The 15,965-nt window shown below is 71.8% G+C and carries 12 protein-coding genes; 10 read left to right on the top strand and 2 right to left on the bottom strand.

Annotated features, from left to right (window positions below; translation table 11 throughout):
• Window positions 1-171 precede the first annotated feature (171 nt).
• Both IPT68_RS09465 and qcrB read left to right on the top strand, forming a co-directional pair.
• Complete coding sequence (locus IPT68_RS09465; protein WP_189698932.1) at window positions 172-897, top strand: vWA domain-containing protein; 726 nt, start codon at window positions 172-174, stop codon at window positions 895-897.
• 76 nt (window positions 898-973) lie between these two features.
• Window positions 974-2,608: a cytochrome bc1 complex cytochrome b subunit gene (gene qcrB, locus IPT68_RS09460; protein WP_189698931.1), complete on the top strand. Its 1,635-nt coding sequence runs from the start codon at window positions 974-976 to the stop codon at window positions 2,606-2,608.
• A gap of 517 nt (window positions 2,609-3,125) precedes the next feature.
• Here the strand turns inward: qcrB and IPT68_RS09455 are convergent.
• Entirely contained in the window at window positions 3,126-4,022 is an 897-nt protein-coding gene (locus tag IPT68_RS09455) for a hypothetical protein (RefSeq protein WP_189698930.1), read from the bottom strand.
• Between the two features lie 221 nt (window positions 4,023-4,243).
• Here IPT68_RS09455 and IPT68_RS09450 point away from each other — a divergent pair, with 221 nt between their 5' ends.
• The 6 genes from IPT68_RS09450 (at window position 4,244) to IPT68_RS09425 (ending at window position 11,429) form a co-directional block, all read left to right on the top strand.
• A complete protein-coding gene (locus tag IPT68_RS09450; RefSeq protein WP_189698929.1) occupies window positions 4,244-4,687 on the top strand; it encodes a GNAT family N-acetyltransferase in 444 nt (147 codons plus the stop codon).
• A gap of 64 nt (window positions 4,688-4,751) precedes the next feature.
• A complete protein-coding gene (locus tag IPT68_RS09445; protein ID WP_189698928.1) occupies window positions 4,752-5,102 on the top strand; it encodes a chorismate mutase in 351 nt (116 codons plus the stop codon).
• Window positions 5,103-5,239: 137 nt separating this feature from the next.
• Window positions 5,240-5,758: a response regulator gene (locus tag IPT68_RS09440; RefSeq protein WP_189698927.1), complete on the top strand. Its 519-nt coding sequence runs from the start codon at window positions 5,240-5,242 to the stop codon at window positions 5,756-5,758.
• A 58-nt stretch (window positions 5,759-5,816) separates the two neighbouring features.
• Complete coding sequence (gene pepN, locus IPT68_RS09435) at window positions 5,817-8,342, top strand: aminopeptidase N (RefSeq protein ID WP_189698926.1); 2,526 nt, start codon at window positions 5,817-5,819, stop codon at window positions 8,340-8,342.
• 256 nt (window positions 8,343-8,598) lie between these two features.
• The gene (locus IPT68_RS09430) at window positions 8,599-9,957 is read left to right on the top strand and encodes a pyridoxal phosphate-dependent decarboxylase family protein (protein WP_189698925.1); all 1,359 of its coding nucleotides are present in this window, start codon (window positions 8,599-8,601) and stop codon (window positions 9,955-9,957) included.
• On the top strand, window positions 9,954-11,429 hold the full coding sequence (locus tag IPT68_RS09425; protein WP_189698924.1) for a lysine N(6)-hydroxylase/L-ornithine N(5)-oxygenase family protein: 1,476 nt from the start codon (window positions 9,954-9,956) through the stop codon (window positions 11,427-11,429). The genes IPT68_RS09430 and IPT68_RS09425 overlap by 4 nt, the downstream gene beginning before the upstream one ends.
• A 204-nt stretch (window positions 11,430-11,633) precedes the next feature.
• Here IPT68_RS09425 and IPT68_RS09420 read toward each other — a convergent pair whose 3' ends face one another.
• Window positions 11,634-13,466, bottom strand: a complete 1,833-nt coding sequence (locus IPT68_RS09420) for a bifunctional metallophosphatase/5'-nucleotidase (protein WP_189698923.1) — start codon at window positions 13,464-13,466, stop codon at window positions 11,634-11,636.
• Window positions 13,467-13,618: 152 nt separating this feature from the next.
• Between IPT68_RS09420 and IPT68_RS09415 the strand changes: the two genes are divergently transcribed.
• Both IPT68_RS09415 and pyk read left to right on the top strand, forming a co-directional pair.
• Window positions 13,619-14,338, top strand: coding sequence for an SIMPL domain-containing protein (locus IPT68_RS09415; protein ID WP_189698922.1), 720 nt, complete (start codon window positions 13,619-13,621; stop codon window positions 14,336-14,338).
• A gap of 193 nt (window positions 14,339-14,531) precedes the next feature.
• A complete protein-coding gene (gene pyk / locus IPT68_RS09410; RefSeq protein WP_189698921.1) occupies window positions 14,532-15,959 on the top strand; it encodes a pyruvate kinase in 1,428 nt (475 codons plus the stop codon).
• Window positions 15,960-15,965: the final 6 nt, after the last annotated feature.

Raw genomic sequence — 15,965 nt, 5'->3', positions numbered from 1 at the left:
CGTACAAAGGCGTACGGAACGCTGACGGCGCCTGCCCGACAGTCCCCGACCGGACCGACTGGGCAGGCGCCGTCGCTCGTGCCGGCCCACCGGTGGGGTCGGCGGCGTGGGACATGGGCGAGGCCGGTCGACGGGGATCACGCCGGACCGCCGGTGCCGTACTCTCGCCGCGTGGCAGCCATCAGTCTCACCAAGGTCCAGCAGACCGCGCCCGCGCTCGTCAACCTGTACAAGAGCGCCGGGGTCTCGCTCGCCAAGCACGGGCTGGACGGGCACCGGGCCGCCGTGTACCTCGTCGTCGACCACTCCGGGTCGATGAAGCCGTACTACAAGGACGGCAGTGTGCAGGCGCTCGCCGACCGGGTACTGGGGCTGTCCGCGCACCTCGACGACGACGGCAGGGTGCCGGTGGTGTTCTTCTCCACGGACATCGACGCCGTCACCGACATCGCGCTCGCCGACCACCAGGGGCGGATCGAGCGGATCGTGGCCGGCCTCGGGCACATGGGCAGGACCAGTTACCACCTGGCCATGGACGCCGTGATCGACCACTACCTCGACAGCGGCTCCCGGGAGCCGGCCCTCGTCGTCTTCCAGACCGACGGCGGGCCCATCAACAAGCTCGCCGCCGAGAAGTACCTCTGCAAGGCGTCGAAACTGCCGCTGTTCTGGCAGTTCATCGGCTTCGGCGATCCGGGCAGCCGGCAGTTCGACTTCCTGCGCAGACTCGACGACTTGCCGGTGCCGGACCGGCGGGCGGTCGACAACGCCGGGTTCTTCCACGCCGGTGAGGACCCGCGGCGGGTGTCCGACGCCGAGCTGTACGACCGTCTCGTGGGCGAGTTCCCCCAGTGGCTGGCGGCCGCGCGGGAGCGGGGGATCGTACGGCCCGACTGAGATCGTGCCGACACCTTTGGCATGAGCGCTCCGCCGTGTCACCCTGAGGATGATCCGACGGGGAAGGCGGCGACGTATGGACGGCGCGGGATCGGTGAACACGGCCGCGGGGAGAAGGAGTTCCCCCGGGCGGGGCGAGCGGCTGGCCGACTGGGCGGACGGCCGGCTCGGGCTCTACTCGCTCGCCAAGGCCAACATGCGCAAGGTCTTTCCGGACCACTGGTCCTTCATGCTGGGCGAGGTCTGCCTGTACAGCTTCGCCGTCCTGATCCTCACCGGCGTCTACCTCACGCTGTTCTTCGAGCCCAGCAGCGTCGAGGTCGTCTACGAGGGGTCGTACACACCGCTCAACGGCATCGTGATGACCAGGGCGTTCGAGTCCACCCTGGAGATCAGCTTCGACGTGCGCGGGGGACTGCTCATCCGGCAGATCCACCACTGGGCGGCGCTGGTCTTCGTCGCCGGCATGCTCGTGCACATGATGCGGGTGTTCTTCACCGGCGCCTACCGCAAGCCCCGCGAGCTGAACTGGGTGTTCGGCTGGACCCTGCTGATGCTCGGCATCATCACCGGCCTCACCGGCTACTCGCTCCCCGACGACCTGCTCTCCGGCACCGGCCTCCGCTTCGCCCAGGGCGCCATCCTGTCCATCCCCGTCGTGGGCACGTACGTGGCGTTCTTCCTGTTCGGCGGGGAGTTCCCGGGCGACGACATCATCTCCCGGCTGTTCCCGATCCATGTCCTGCTGCTGCCCGGGATCATGCTGGGCCTCGTGGTGGCCCATCTGATCCTGGTCTTCTACCACAAGCACACCCAGTACCCCGGCCCCGGCCGCGACGAGAAGTCCGTGGTCGGCATGCCCTTCCTGCCGGTCTACATGGCCAAGGCCGGCGGCTTCTTCTTCCTGGTCTTCGGCGTGCTCGCGATCATCGGCGGCCTCGCGCAGATCAACCCCGTATGGGCCTTCGGGCCGTACCGCGCCGACCTCGTCACCACCGGCGCCCAGCCGGACTGGTACCTCGGCTTCTCCGAGGGCCTGATCCGGGTGATGCCGGGATGGGAGATCGACCTGGGGGGCCACACCCTCGTCCTGGGCGTCTTCATCCCCTTCGCGCTGTTCCCGCTGATCCTGGCGGCCATCGGCGTCTATCCGTTCGTCGAGGCCTGGATCACCGGCGACCGGCGCGAGCACCACATCCTGGAGCGGCCGCGCAACGCCCCCGTCCGCACCGGCCTCGGCGTCGCCTGGCTCACGCTCTACGTGGTCTGCCTGATCGGCGGCGGCAACGACATCGTCGCCACCTATCTGCATCTGTCGATCAACACCATCACCTGGTTCGTGCGGATCGCGTTCTTCCTCGGGCCCGTGCTGGCGTTCGTCGTCACCAAGCGGATCTGTCTGGGCCTGCAACGCCGTGACCGGGACAAGGTGCTGCACGGCCGGGAGACCGGCACCATCAAACGGCTGCCGCACGGCGAGTACATCGAGGTCCACGCACCCCTCACGCAGGCCCAGCGGCACACCCTCACCCAGCACGACCAGCCACCGCCGTACGAGATCGGGCCGCGCGTCGACGCGGGCGGCGTCCGGCGCCCCGTCACCGTCTCCCAGCGGGTGCGCGAGCGGCTGGCGCGGGCCATGTTCGGGCCCGGCAGCCACATCCCGAAGCCGACCCCGGAGGAGTACCGGGAGATCACGCGCGGGCACTGACGACGACGTCCCGGCACGCGCCCGGGCCGCCCCGGGCGCCGCACGGGGCACGCGCCTCGGTTCAGCCACAGGGACGGATCGTCCTCCGCCGTGCGACCGATCGCCCCGTGCGACTGCGGCGCCGCGCGGGCCGTGGGGAACGCGCCGTCCGGGCCGTGGCGTACGCGCCGTCCGGGCCGTGGCGTGCGCCGCCTCGCACGCCGCGACCTCGGCGGCGGCCACGTCGGCGGGGCTCCTGGTCGGCGCGGCGCCGTGCAGCAGTGGGCGCGCGCACCGCGGGGCGATCCTCGCGTCACACGGCGGCCCTGGTGCCGCGACAGGCACGTTCACCCCGTCGCGATGCCCGGCACGCCCTCTCGCCGCACCGGCCGGAAGCCCACGTACATCCAGTACGAGGGCTTCCGGCCGGCACTCCCCCCAGGCTCCGGCCGGCACTCCCCCCAGCCTCCGGCCGGGGGGACCCCCAGAGCACGCACCGGGCGCCGCTCCTTGCCGGGCAGACGTTGTTGCCGCGGCACTAGGTGTCGCACTCCAGCACCGTCCGGCACAGCGCGCACCGCGCCCGCATCCGTCCCCGCACCGGCACCCTGATCCGCTGATGACAGGTGGGGCAGGGGAACGACACCCGCAGCGGGCCGCGGACATCGGGGGAGAAGGCGTAGGGCGCACCCGGCGCGCTCACCGGGACGTGGTCGCTCTGGGCGTGCCGGCGGTCGCGGGCGTAGCGGCGGCGGCCCGCCCAGCCCGCAGCGGTGAGCGGCGGCTGCTGCTCGTCGTGGCGGGCCAGCGACATGCCCTTCACGTACGCCGTGTACGCCTGCGGGCTGGTGAACCACGTCGAGGGGTCCTCGCCGAACACCAGGGCGCGCTTGGCGAGGACGTACCCGAACTCCTCGGGAGTCAGATAGCCGAGCTTCTGGCTGGACGCCGCGTCCTCCCGGTAGGCGTCGAGCAGCAGCCAGCCGGCGCCCAGATACGTCGTCGCCGTGTCGGTGAGGATCTCGTTGTCGCGCGTACCGGGGAACGACAGGTCCAGGCGGTGCAGATAGACGTGCATGATCTCGTGCGCGAGCGCCGCGCCGATGTCCCGGCGGTGGGTGCGGAAACGGTCGTTCAGCTCCACGAAGTACTCGGGCCCGGCGGTGAGTTCGACGTTCGCCGCGTGGTGCATCTCGCGGAAGCCGACGATCAGGCGGGCGTCCGGCAGCCGGTAGTGCCGGACCAGTTCCCTCGCCACGCGCTGGGCGCCCAGATGGAGGTCGTCGGTGTCGCAGAACGCCACGTCGGCCGGGAGCACGCTGGTCGCGAACGTCTGGATCGTGTCGTACGACAGCCGCTTGTACAGCGCGGTGATGGCGGCCCGCACCGTCTCCAGGTGCGGGTAGCCGTGCTCGACCGGTCCGTCGTTCGCCACGCCCGTACCCCCAAGACGCCGTGAACCCGATTCCACTGTACGAGGGGGAGAGCGGATTTTCGCTCGGCTTGGCCGGCCGCCCAACCCCCGTGAAGGCCAAGAGAGCCGTGGCGGCCGGTGCCGTCGCTCTCGCCGGTCTCCGGCCACCTCCTGCCGGGGGCACCCCCGGTCGCCGGGGAATCCGGTCGTCGGCGGGGCCGGTCACCGGCAGAATCCCGGACGTGAGCACCGAACAGCACCCCGGCGCCGCGTCCCTCCAGGTCGGCGGCAAGGACGACGACCTGGAGCAGCGCCTCGACGACGAACTGACCGCGTTCAACACGGCGGCGACCGGCGCCGGCGAACCCGACGACTTCAGCGTCCGGGTCACCGCCGCCGACGGCGAACTGCTCGGCGGACTGACCGGCTGGGTGTGGGGCGGCCTGTGCGGGGTGGAGATGCTGTGGGTACGGGCGGACCATCGGCACGCCGGATGGGGCAGCAGGCTGATGCGGGCCGCCGAGGACGAGGCCGTCCGGCGCGGCTGCACCGACATGATCGTCTCCTCGTACACCTTCCAGGCCCCCGACCTCTACCGCCGGCTCGGCTTCCGCGAGGCCGGGCGCCTGCCGGGAGTTCCCGGCGGGCACGAGGACGTGTACCTGCACAAGGCGATCGGCTCCTGAGACAGGGGGGCACCGGATCCGCGGGCATCGGACACCCTGCGCCCGCCGCGTAGGGTGGGCGCCCATGACCACCAGCAACACCACCCCCGGTGACGTCGACCCGGCCGTCCGCGAGGAGCTCTCCCGGCTGCGCGACAGCATCGACAACATCGACGCGGCCGTCGTCCACATGCTCGCCGAGCGGTTCAAGTGCACCCAGCAGGTCGGCCGGCTCAAGGCCCTGCACCGGCTGCCGCCCGCCGACCCGGCCCGCGAGGCACGGCAGATCGACCGGCTGCGCGCCCTCGCCGAGAGCGCCAAGCTCGATCCGGGATTCGCTGAAAAGTTTCTCAATTTCATCATCGGCGAAGTGATCAGGCACCACGAGCGGATCGCCGAGGACACCGTGAACGGCACCGCGCCGACAGCCGACTGACCTCGGCGAACAGGCTCCGGCACGCGCCCGCGGCGCCCGGCGGCGCACAGCCGGCCGCGTGCACTGATCGTCAACCTGCGGCCACTCCCCGTCAGTGCCTCGCATACCCTGGTTTCCACGCCGGAGGGAGTTCGGGCATGGGGTCGGAAGCCAAGATCCTCATCGTCGACGACCACGAGGACACGCTGTACGCGCTGGAGAGCGCCCTGGCCCCCCTCGGCCACGACCTGTGCCGCGCCACCAGCGGTGACGAGGCCCTGAAACAGGTGCTCCGCGGCCAGATCGGCCTGCTGCTGCTCGATGTGCGCATGCCCGGCGTCAGCGGCCTGGACGTGGTGCGCTACCTCCGCCGCCTGGAGCAGACCCAGCACATCCCGGTCGTCCTGCTCACCGGCTACGGCCCGGACCACGAACTGACCTCCGCCGCCTTCGGACTGGGCGTCGCCGACCTGCTCATGAAGCCCGTAGACCCCTGGGCGCTGCGCACCAAGGTCCGCTACCTGTACGACGCCCACCGGCGCCACCAGGCACTGGAACGCGAGGTCCGCGAACTGCGCGCCCTCACCGAGTCGCGGGCGCGGCCGGAGGAACCGGGCGCGCGCCTGCCGGTGCAGCGCGACCGGCGCGGACCGGCGCCGGCGCAGGACCGCACATAGCAGCACGAAGCCACCCGCCCCTGTCCCGCCGCCGGTGGCATCAGGCAGCATGTGATCCATGTCCGTACTGACGCGCGACGAAGCGCAGACCCGTGCCCAGCTCATCGACGTCCGGCACTACACGATCGAGCTCGACCTGACCACCGGTGACGAGACCTTCGACTCCCTCACGGTGATCGCGTTCACCGCGCGCACGGACGCGGACACCTTCGTCGAGCTGAAGCCCGCCGACCTGCGTTCGGTCACCCTCGACGGACAGCCTCTCGACCCCGAGACCCTGGACGGCAACCGCCTGCCGCTGAAGAACCTCACCGCGGGCGACCACGAGCTGCGCGTCGAGGCCGCCATGCGCTACTCCCGCACCGGCGAGGGCATGCACCGCTTCACCGACCCCACCGACGGCGAGACGTACGTCTACACCCAGCTGTTCCTCGACGACGTCCAGCGCGTCTTCGCCGCGTTCGACCAGCCCGACCTTAAGGCCGTGTTCGAGGTGTCGGTCAGGGCGCCCGAGGGCTGGACGGTCCTCGCCAACGGCGTCACCACGCAGACCGACGGCGTGTGGAGGGCCGCGCCGACCCCGCCGATCTCCACCTACCTCGTCGCCGTCGCCGCCGGGCCCTGGCACTCCGTGCGGACCGAACACCGCGGCCTGCCCTTCGGCATCCACTGCCGGCGCAGCCTCGCGGCGCACCTGGACGCGGACGCCGACGAGATCCTCGACGTCACCCGCGCGTGCTTCGACCGCTACCACGAGAAGTTCGACGAGCCGTACCCGTTCGACTCCTACGACCAGGCGTTCGTGCCGGAGTTCAACGCCGGCGCCATGGAGAACCCCGGACTGGTCACCTTCCGCGACGAGTTCGTCTACCGGTCCGCCGTCACCGACACCGAGCGGCAGACCCGGGCGATGGTCGTCGCCCACGAGATGGCCCACATGTGGTTCGGCGACCTCGTCACCCTCAAGTGGTGGGACGACATCTGGCTGAACGAGTCCTTCGCCGAGTACATGGGCTACCAGACCCTCACCGAGGCCACCCGCTTCCGCGGCACCTGGACCGAGTTCGGCGTCGCCCGCAAGGGCTGGGGCTACGACGCCGACCAGCGGCCCTCCACCCACCCCGTCGCCCCCGACGCCGTCCTCGACACCGCCGCCGCCCTGCTCAACTTCGACGGCATCTCCTACGCCAAGGGCGCCTCCGCCCTGCGCCAGCTCGTCACCTGGCTCGGTGAGAAGGACTTCCTCGCCGGCATCAACACGCACTTCACCCGGCATCGGTTCGGCAACGCCACCCTCGCCGACTTCATCGACTCCCTCGCCTCCGCCACCGAACGCGACGTGCACGCCTGGGCCGAGGCCTGGCTGCGCACCACCGGCGTCGACACCCTCACCCCACGCGTCACCCCCGGCGACAACGGTGTGTGCACCCTCACCGTCGAGCACACCGGCAGCCGCCCGCACCGCATCGCCGTCGGCCTCTACGACCAGGACCTCGGCGACGAGGGCCGCCTCACCCTGCGCGAACGCCTCGACCTCGACGTCCCGCACCCCGACGGACACCCCATCGGCAAGCGCCCCGCCCTGCTCCTGCTCAACGACGGCGACCTCACCTACGCCAAGATCCGCTTCGATGCCCGGTCCTTCCGGACGGTGCGCGAGGCACTGTCGGGCCTGCCCGACCCCCTCACCCGCGCCGTGGTGTGGAACGCCCTCAGGGACACCGTCCGCGACGCCGAACTGCCCCCCACCGCCTACCTGGAGACCGCCCGCGCCCACCTCCCGCACGAGACCGACCTCGCCCTCGTCCAGGGCGTCCTCGGCTTCGCCACCCGCCAGATCGCCGACCGCTACCTCACCCCCGAGGAGCGGCCCGCCGCCCTGAGTACCCTCTCCGCCCTCTGCCGCGACCTGCTGCGCCGCACCGAGGACGGCGACAACCCCGGCCTGCGCCTGCTCGCCGTACGCCACTTCATCGACGTCGCCGCCCACCCCCACACCATCGCCGCCTGGCTCGCCGACGGCACCGTCCCCGGCGGACCCGAACTCGATCCCGAGCTGCGCTGGCGCATCCTCGGCCGCCTCGCCGTCCTCGGCGCCACCGACGAGGCCGCCATCGCCGCCGAACTCGAACGCGATCCGAGCGCCACCGGCCAGGAGGGCGCCGCCCGCTGCCGCGCCGCCCTGCCCGACCCGCAGGCCAAGCAGACGGCCTGGGAGGCGATGTTCGCCCACGACGAGCTGTCCAACTACCTGTTCAAGGCCACCGCCCAGGGCTTCTGGCAGCCCGAACAGGCCGAACTGGTAGGACAGTACGTCCCGCGCTACTACGACGACGCCGTCGCCGTGGCGGCGCGCCGGGGCCCCGCCCTGGCCGAGGCCACCGGCACTTGGGCCTTCCCCTTCCACGCCGTCGACACCGACACCCTGCTCCTGGGCGAGGAGTGCCTGCGCGACGCCGAACCGACCCCGGCGCTGCGCCGCAAGCTGGCCGACCAACTCGACGACCTGGCACGGGCGTTGCGGGTGAGGGAGGCCTGGCGTCCCGACGCCGGGGCGGCGCCCGCCGGCACGTCCGGCGGCTGAGGACGAGGCCCGTCCGGGGCCGAGGTAGCGGCCTGGGGGCGGCGGCCTGGGGCGGCGGCATGGGGCGGCGGCCTGAGGGCGGCGGCATGGGGCAGCGGCCTGGGGCAGCGGCCTGGGGCGGCGGCCTGGGGCGGCAGCCCTCAGCGACGCCCGTACCCCGCAAGGCACGGGGTGAACGCGCGGACGGTTACCCCCTTCGGGTCGTTCTGCCCGCACGTTTCGGGCGCGTCGCCCCAACCGCGTACAAGCTGGGAACATGCCCACGCCGCCCCTCGCCTCAGGCCCCGACGGCCCCGGCGCCCTGCGGCCGCTGCTCGACACCGTCCTCGACGCGCTGGACGCCGGCGGCCGGGCCCGCGGCGGCCCGCTCCCGGCCGGCGGCCCGCAGGCGGTCACCGCCCGCATGCGTCACGCGCTGGGCGACGCACTGCCCGACGAAGGCGACCCGGACGCCCTGCGGACCCTCGTCCACGCGCTCGCCGAGGGCGCCGCCGACCCGGCCGACCCGCTGTGCGCCGGCCATCTGCACGGCCCGCCCCTCGCCCTCGCCGCCGCGGCCGACCTCGCCGCCACCGTCCTCAACCCCTCCCTCGACTCCTGGGACCAGGCCCCGGCCGCCTCCGCGCTGGAAACCCTCGTCACCCGCGCCCTCGCCGAGGCGGCCGGCGCCGCCGACTGCCTCGTCACCACCGGCGGCACCGAGTCCAACCACCTCGCCCTGCTGCTCGCCCGCGAGGCACACGGCGCAGGCGTCCGGCTGATCACCGCCGCCGGCGCCCACCACTCGCTCACCCGCGCCGCCTGGCTGCTCGGCCTGCCCGAACCCGTCACCGTCCCCGCCCCGGCCGGCACCCTCGACCCGGCCACCCTTCGCACGGCACTGGGCGACCTTCCCGGCCCCCTGCTCGTCGCCGCCACCGCCGGCACCACCGACGCCGGGCTCATCGACCCGCTGCCCGAGATCGCCGCCCTGTGCCGCGCACACGGCGCCCGGCTGCACATCGACGCCGCCTACGGGGGCGGGCTGCTGTTCAGCGCGCGGCACCGCCACCGGCTCACCGGGCTCGACGCCGCCGACACCGTCACCCTCGACCTGCACAAACTCGGCTGGCAGCCCGTCGCCGCCGGTCTGCTCACCGTCCGCGACGCCCACGACCTCGCCGCCCTGCACCAGCGCGCCGACTACCTCAACGCCGACGACGACACCGAGGCAGGCCTCCCCGACCTGCTCGGCCGCTCCCTGCACACGACCCGCCGCCCGGACATCCTCAAGATCGCCGTCACGTTGCGGAGCCTCGGCCGCAGCGGCCTCGGAGCACTCGTCGACCAGGTGTGCGAACGCGCCGACGAGCTGGCCCGGCTGATCGCCGCGCACCCGGGCTTCGACCTGTACGACCGACCCACCATCAGCACGGTCCTGTTCCGCCCGGCCGGGGCCACGGACGACACCGTCGCCGCCGTACGCCGGGCACTGCTGCGCGACGGCCGCGCGGTCCTCGGCCGCGCCCGGCTCGGCGGCCGGCTCTGGCTCAAGACCACCCTCCTCACCCCCCACACCCGGCCGGACGACCTGGCCACCCTCCTGAAACTGGTGGAAGGACACACCCCCCGATGACCCGCCCGACGAACCCGCCGACCACGCCACCGGCCACCGCGCACGCGAACCCGGCCGCCACCCCCCACCCGGCCCCCCACGAACCGCAGGCCACCCGCGACCTGGTCGGCATCGGCATCGGCCCGTTCAACCTCTCCCTCGCCGCACTCGCCCACCCCCTCGCCGAGCTCGACGCCGTCTTCTACGAACAGCGGCCCGCCTTCGACTGGCACGCCGGCCTGCTCATCGAGGACGCCACCGTCCAGGTGCCGTTCCTCGCCGACCTGGTGACCCTCGTCGACCCCGCCAGCCCCTGGTCCTTCCTCAACTACCTCAAGAACCGCGAGCGGCTCTTCCCGTTCTACTTCGCCGAGCGCTTCCACATCCGGCGCACCGAGTACGACGCCTACTGCCGCTGGGTGGCCGACAACCTCCCCGGCCTGCGCTATCGCCACCAGGTCGACGGCGTCCGCTGGAACCCCGAACGCGACGTCTTCGAAGTCGACTTCACCCAGCTGGACGCCAACGGACAAGCCGAGTCCCTCGGCCGGACGTACACGAGGAACATCGCCCTCGGCATCGGCACCGAGCCCCACGTCCCCGAGCCGCTCCGCCCCCTCGTCGACACACCCGGCGTCCCCGTGATCCACGCCGCCGACTACCTCGACCAGCGCGCCACCCTTCTCGCCGCCGAACACATCACCGTCGTCGGCTCCGGACAATCAGGCGCCGAGGTCTTCCTCGACCTGCTGCGCCACCGCCCGCCCGGCCGCGAGAAGCTCCACTGGATCGGCCGCAGCGAGGCCTTCGCCCCCATGGAGTACTCCAAGCTCGGCCTGGAGCACTTCACCCCCGACTACACCCGCTACTTCCACGCCCTGCCCGAACCGGTCCGCGAGCAGCTCGTCACCTCCCAGTGGCAGCTCCACAAGGGCATCGACGCGGGCACCATCGCCGCCATCCACGACGAGCTCTACCGGCGCAACCTCGGCGGCGGCTGGCCCGACGCCGTCCTCACCCCCGGCGTCCGCGTCCGCACCGCCGGCCGCATCGCCACCACCCAGATCGAACTCCACCTGGAACACGTCGAGCAGGGCACCCGCTCACGCCTCACCACCGACGCCGTCGTCCTCGCCACCGGCTACCGCGAGCGCCCCCTCACCCGCCTCCTCGCCGGCCTCGATCCCTACCTGCGCCGCGACAGCCGCGAACGCCCACGCGTCGACGAGGAGTACCGCCTGGTCCTGGACCCCTCGGTCACCGGAGCGGTCTTCGTGCAGAACACCTCGCCGCACACCCACGGCGTCGGCACCCCCGACCTCGGCCTGGCGGCCTGGCGCGGCGCCACCATCCTCAACGCGCTGACCGGCAAGGAGCCGTACCCGCTGCCGCACCGCACCGCGTTCACCACCTTCGGCCTCGACCAGCAGCGCTCCCCGGTCCCGCCCGCCCGGCACCCCGGGGCGCTCACCCCCCTGCGGGACGGGACCTGAGCCGACCCGCAGGGACTAGGTGCCGCGACAGGCAACGTTCACCCCGTCGCGACGCCCGGCACGCCCTCTCGCCGCACCGGTCGGAAGCCCAAGTGCGTCCATGACGAGGGCTTCCGGTCGGCACTCCCCCAGCCTCCGGCCGGGGGACCCCGAAGCACGCCCCGGACGCCGCTCCTTGCCGGGCACACGTTGCCTGCCGCGGCACTAGAACACCGGCGTGCCGTCCCGCGTGAGCCTCCAGTCCACCGACGCGAAGTCCTTCGGATCCAGCACACCCTTCGCGGTCACCCACTCCGCGATCCGCGTGCGAATCTCCGTCGACTCCGACCACAGCTCCTGCGCCGACGCCACATGCGGGAACGCGCCGCCGCCGTTGGCGCGGTAGTTGTTCACCGCCAGCACGAACCGCTGGGCGTCGTCCAGCGGGGCACCGCCGAACGACAGGTTCCTGATCCGCGACCCGGCCGGCCGGGCGATGTCGATCTCGTACGACAGCCCCGACACGTAGTCGTAGTTGTAGTCCGGGCGGCCGCCCGCATTGGTCAGCTTCTCCACGTCGACCGGCGCGCCGGCCGCCGTCTGCACGAAGTACTCCGCCGAGTACTCCAGGTACGCCCGCACCTGCGCGCCCGTCATCAGCTTGGCGACCAGCGTGTTGTCGTACACGTACAGGCTCGACAGGTCCCGGATCGTCACCTCGCCCGCCGGGATCTCGCTCGTCCGCGAGAACGGCGACGCCTGCGCGAGCACCGGCAGCGACGCGTGCTCCGTACCCGCCAGGGCCGCCCTGACCACGTCCTCCTGCACCTTGGTGATCAGGTCGATGATCGGGGCGTCCGTGTAGCGGGCCTCGACCGTCGTCAGGGTCTCGGTCGCGGTGCCGACGACCTGGTTGACGTACTCCACGACCTTCGCGTGCTCGTCCGCCAGCAGCTTGGTGATGGCCGGGTCGTCCTCGACCGTGTTCGAGTTCCGCAGCGACGCCCTGACCGACTCGACCTGCCAGCGCCCTCTGTCGAGGACCAGCTCGAAGTCGAACAGCGTCAGCCGTTCGGCGTAGCACAGCGGTTCGGACAGCACGACCGTCCGGCCCGTCCGCTCGTTCGTGACCAGCAGTTCCTCGATCTCCACATGCGCGTGACCGACCAGGATCGCGTCGATGCCCGGCACCTGCCGGGCCACGTCGGCGGCGGCATTCTCGACGTGCGGCAACTGGTCGCCGTACGACGACGTGCCCGAGGAGCCGCTGTGCGCGGAGACCACGACCACGTCCGCGCCCATCGACCGCAGCTTCGGCACCCACTTCGCCGCCTGCTCCACCAGACCCGGGAAGACCAGCCTGCCCTGCACGTACGCCTTGTCCCAGATCGCGATGCCCGGGTTCGTCAGCCCCAGCACGGCGACCTTCACCGGCGGGGCGCCGGGCACCCGGAACGTCTTCATGAAGTACGGCGGGAAGGCCGGCCGCAGCGTCTTGGCGTCGACGGCGTTGGCGCCCAGCAGCGGGAAGCGGCACTGCTCCTCGAACCTGCGCAGCGTCTCGATGCCGTAGTTGAACTCGTGGTTGCCGAGCGCCACCGCGTCGTACCCGATGGCGTTCATCGCCTGCGCCATCGGGTGCACCGGGCCGCCCTCGGCGGTGATCGGGTCGACCTTCGCGTAGTAGTACGTCAGCGGCGTGCCCTGGATCGTGTCGCCCGCGTCCAGCAGCAGCGTGTTGCGACGGCCCTTCTCCTCGCGCACCTGGTTCACCAGCGTCGAGATCCGGGCCAGGCCCTGGACGTTGCCCTTGGCGTCGGAGTACTCCGCGTCCTTGAAGTAGTCCCAGTTGAAGACGTGTCCGTGCAGGTCGGTGGTGCCCATCACGGTGAGGGAGTACCGCCGGGGACGCTTGTGGTGAGCCTGCGCCTGATGAGCCTGTGCCTGATGAGCCTGAGCCTGCGCCGCCTCCGCCGGTGCCCCCGCCGTGCCGGCGATCGCCACCCCCGCCCCGGTCACGGCGGACTTCGTCAGGAACTTCCGGCGGTTCAACGGCATCTGCGGCACCCCTCGGTCGACCCGGTCACCCGGAACAAGAACAACGCGCGTAGATTCTGACCCGGACATGACCGTCAGCAACAGGTCCCCGACATGGCGATCCGGTGACCGGCCCGGGTCAAACCCCCTCGGGCGGTGCCAGAGTGGGGCGCATGACCGCACCCACCGAGGAATCCCAGCCACCCGCCGTCCCCTACGGCACCCCCGACGCCCCCCGCATCGCCGTCCGCGGTGAGGCGCACCTCGAGGTCGACCCCGAGATCGCGCGCATCGGCGTCACCGTCACCGCCCGCGGCCGCGACCGGCGTTCCGCCCTCGACGACCTCACCCGCCGCAACACCACCGCCCTCGACCTGGTCAAGTCCTACGGCGACGCCGTCGAACGCGTCGAGACCGGCGCCTTCACCGTCACCCCGGAACTCACCAAACACGGCCGCGGCGAACGCGTCCGCACCTACCACGGCATCGTCCACCTCACCGCCGAACTCACCGACTTCACCGCCCTCGGTGAACTCACCTCCCGCCTCGCCGACCTCGACCTCACCCGAGTCGACGGCCCCTGGTGGGCGCTGCGCCCCGACTCGCCCGCCCACCGCGAAGCCCGCCGGCAGGCCGTCCATGAGGCGGTGCAGCGCGCGCGGGAATACGCCGAGGCACTCGGCACGACGCTTTCGGCCCTGGTGGAACTCGCCGACATCGGCGCCGAGGGCCCGCACCCGTATCCGACGGCAGCCGGCGGCCGAATGCGTTCCGTGGCCTACTCGGCCGCCGCCGAGGACGCGGCCACGGCCCCCCTCGACCTCGAACCCCAGCGGCAGCACGTCCACGCCCAGGTCAACGCCCGCTTCACGATGGTGCCGCCCCGGCTCTGACCGACCAGTTCTGACGAGAATCGGGAAATCGACCTGCGGGAATGCATGACATCAAGGCGAAAGGGGTGCTCGAATGCTCATCGGAGCACCCCGCCGCACAATTCAACACTTGACAACATCCCTTCACGCAGCGGTTGTTGCGTAGTCATTCCCGACCAATTCTCTACCGACCGGTAAGGCCTAGGCTCGACCCATGCGCCGAGCAAAGATCGTCTGCACTCTGGGCCCCGCCACCGACTCGTACGACCAGATCAAGGACCTGGTCGACGCCGGAATGGACGTAGCCCGCTTCAACTTCAGCCACGGCGGCTACACCGAGCACGAGGAGCGCTACCAGCGCGTACGCAAGGCCTCCGACGAGACCGGCCGCAGCGTGGGGCTCCTCGCCGACCTTCAGGGCCCGAAGATCCGGCTCGGCCGCTTCACCGAAGGGCCTGTACTCCTTGAACGCGGCGACTCCTTCACCATCACCGCCGAAGAAGGCGCCAAGGGCGACCGGCACTCGTGCGGCACCACCTACCACGGCCTCGCCGGCGACGTCACCCCCGGCGAACGCATCCTCGTCGACGACGGCAAGGTGTGCCTGCAGGTCACCGAGGTCGACGGACCTCGCGTCCACACCACCGTCGTCGAAGGCGGCATGGTCTCCGACAACAAGGGCCTGAACCTGCCTGGCGTCGCGGTCTCCGTCCCCGCCCTCTCCGAGAAGGACGAGGCCGACCTGCGTTGGGCCCTGCGCACCGGCTTCGACGTCATCGCCCTCTCCTTCGTCCGCAGCGGCCGGGACATCGAGCCCGTCCACCGGATCATGGACGAGGAGGGACGCCGCCTCCCGGTGATCGCCAAGGTGGAGAAGCCGCAGGCGGTGGACGCCATCGAGGACATCGTCGCGGCCTTCGACGGCATCATGGTGGCGCGCGGCGACCTGGGCGTGGAGATGCCGCTCGAACAGGTCCCGATCGTCCAGAAACGCGCCGTCAAGCTGGCCAAGCGCAACGCCAAGCCGGTGATCGTGGCGACGCAGATGCTCGACTCGATGATCGAGAACGCCCGGCCGACGCGCGCCGAGGCCAGCGACGTCGCCAACGCCGTCATCGACGGCACCGACGCGGTGATGCTGTCCGGCGAGACCAGCGTCGGCACGTACGCGGTCGAGACGGTCCGGACGATGGCGAAGATCGTCGAGGCGGCGGAGGAGGACCTCCTCGCCAAGGGGCTCTCACCCCTGACCGAACTCAACAAGCCCCGCACACAGGGCGGCGCGGTCGCCCGGGCGGCGGCGGAGATGGGCGACTTCCTCGGCGCGAAGTTCCTGGTGGCCTTCACCCAGTCCGGCGACACGGCCCGCCGCCTGTCCCGCTACCGCTCCCCGATCCCGCTCCTCGCCTTCACCCCCGAGCCCGCGACGCGCTCCCAGCTGAGCCTGACCTGGGGCGTGGAAACCTTCCTCGGCCCCCACGTGAACTCCACGGACGCGATGGTGGCGCAGGTCGACGAACACCTGACGCAGTACGGCCGCTGCGAGCCCGGCGACACCGTGATCATCACCGCGGGCTCGCCTCCGGGGATGCCGGGGACGACGAACATGGTGCGGGTCCACCACATCGGGGAGAGGGCGTAGGCGCGG

Source organism: Streptomyces chromofuscus, assembly GCF_015160875.1.
In the GTDB taxonomy this organism is placed as follows: domain Bacteria; phylum Actinomycetota; class Actinomycetes; order Streptomycetales; family Streptomycetaceae; genus Streptomyces; species Streptomyces chromofuscus.
This window is presented reverse-complemented; position numbering and strand designations above follow the sequence as displayed.

Excerpts from the sequence above, each read along its gene's own strand:
- qcrB (WP_189698931.1), top strand. The coding sequence starts at position 974 with ATGGACGGCGCGGGATCGGTGAACACGGCCGCGGGGAGAAGGAGTTCC.
- IPT68_RS09445 (WP_189698928.1), top strand. The coding sequence starts at position 4,752 with ATGACCACCAGCAACACCACCCCCGGTGACGTCGACCCGGCCGTCCGC.
- IPT68_RS09440 (WP_189698927.1), top strand. The coding sequence starts at position 5,240 with ATGGGGTCGGAAGCCAAGATCCTCATCGTCGACGACCACGAGGACACG.
- pepN (WP_189698926.1), top strand. The coding sequence starts at position 5,817 with ATGTCCGTACTGACGCGCGACGAAGCGCAGACCCGTGCCCAGCTCATC.
- IPT68_RS09430 (WP_189698925.1), top strand. The coding sequence starts at position 8,599 with ATGCCCACGCCGCCCCTCGCCTCAGGCCCCGACGGCCCCGGCGCCCTG.
- IPT68_RS09425 (WP_189698924.1), top strand. The coding sequence starts at position 9,954 with ATGACCCGCCCGACGAACCCGCCGACCACGCCACCGGCCACCGCGCAC.
- IPT68_RS09420 (WP_189698923.1), bottom strand. The coding sequence starts at position 13,466 with ATGCCGTTGAACCGCCGGAAGTTCCTGACGAAGTCCGCCGTGACCGGG.
- IPT68_RS09415 (WP_189698922.1), top strand. The coding sequence starts at position 13,619 with ATGACCGCACCCACCGAGGAATCCCAGCCACCCGCCGTCCCCTACGGC.
- pyk (WP_189698921.1), top strand. The coding sequence starts at position 14,532 with ATGCGCCGAGCAAAGATCGTCTGCACTCTGGGCCCCGCCACCGACTCG.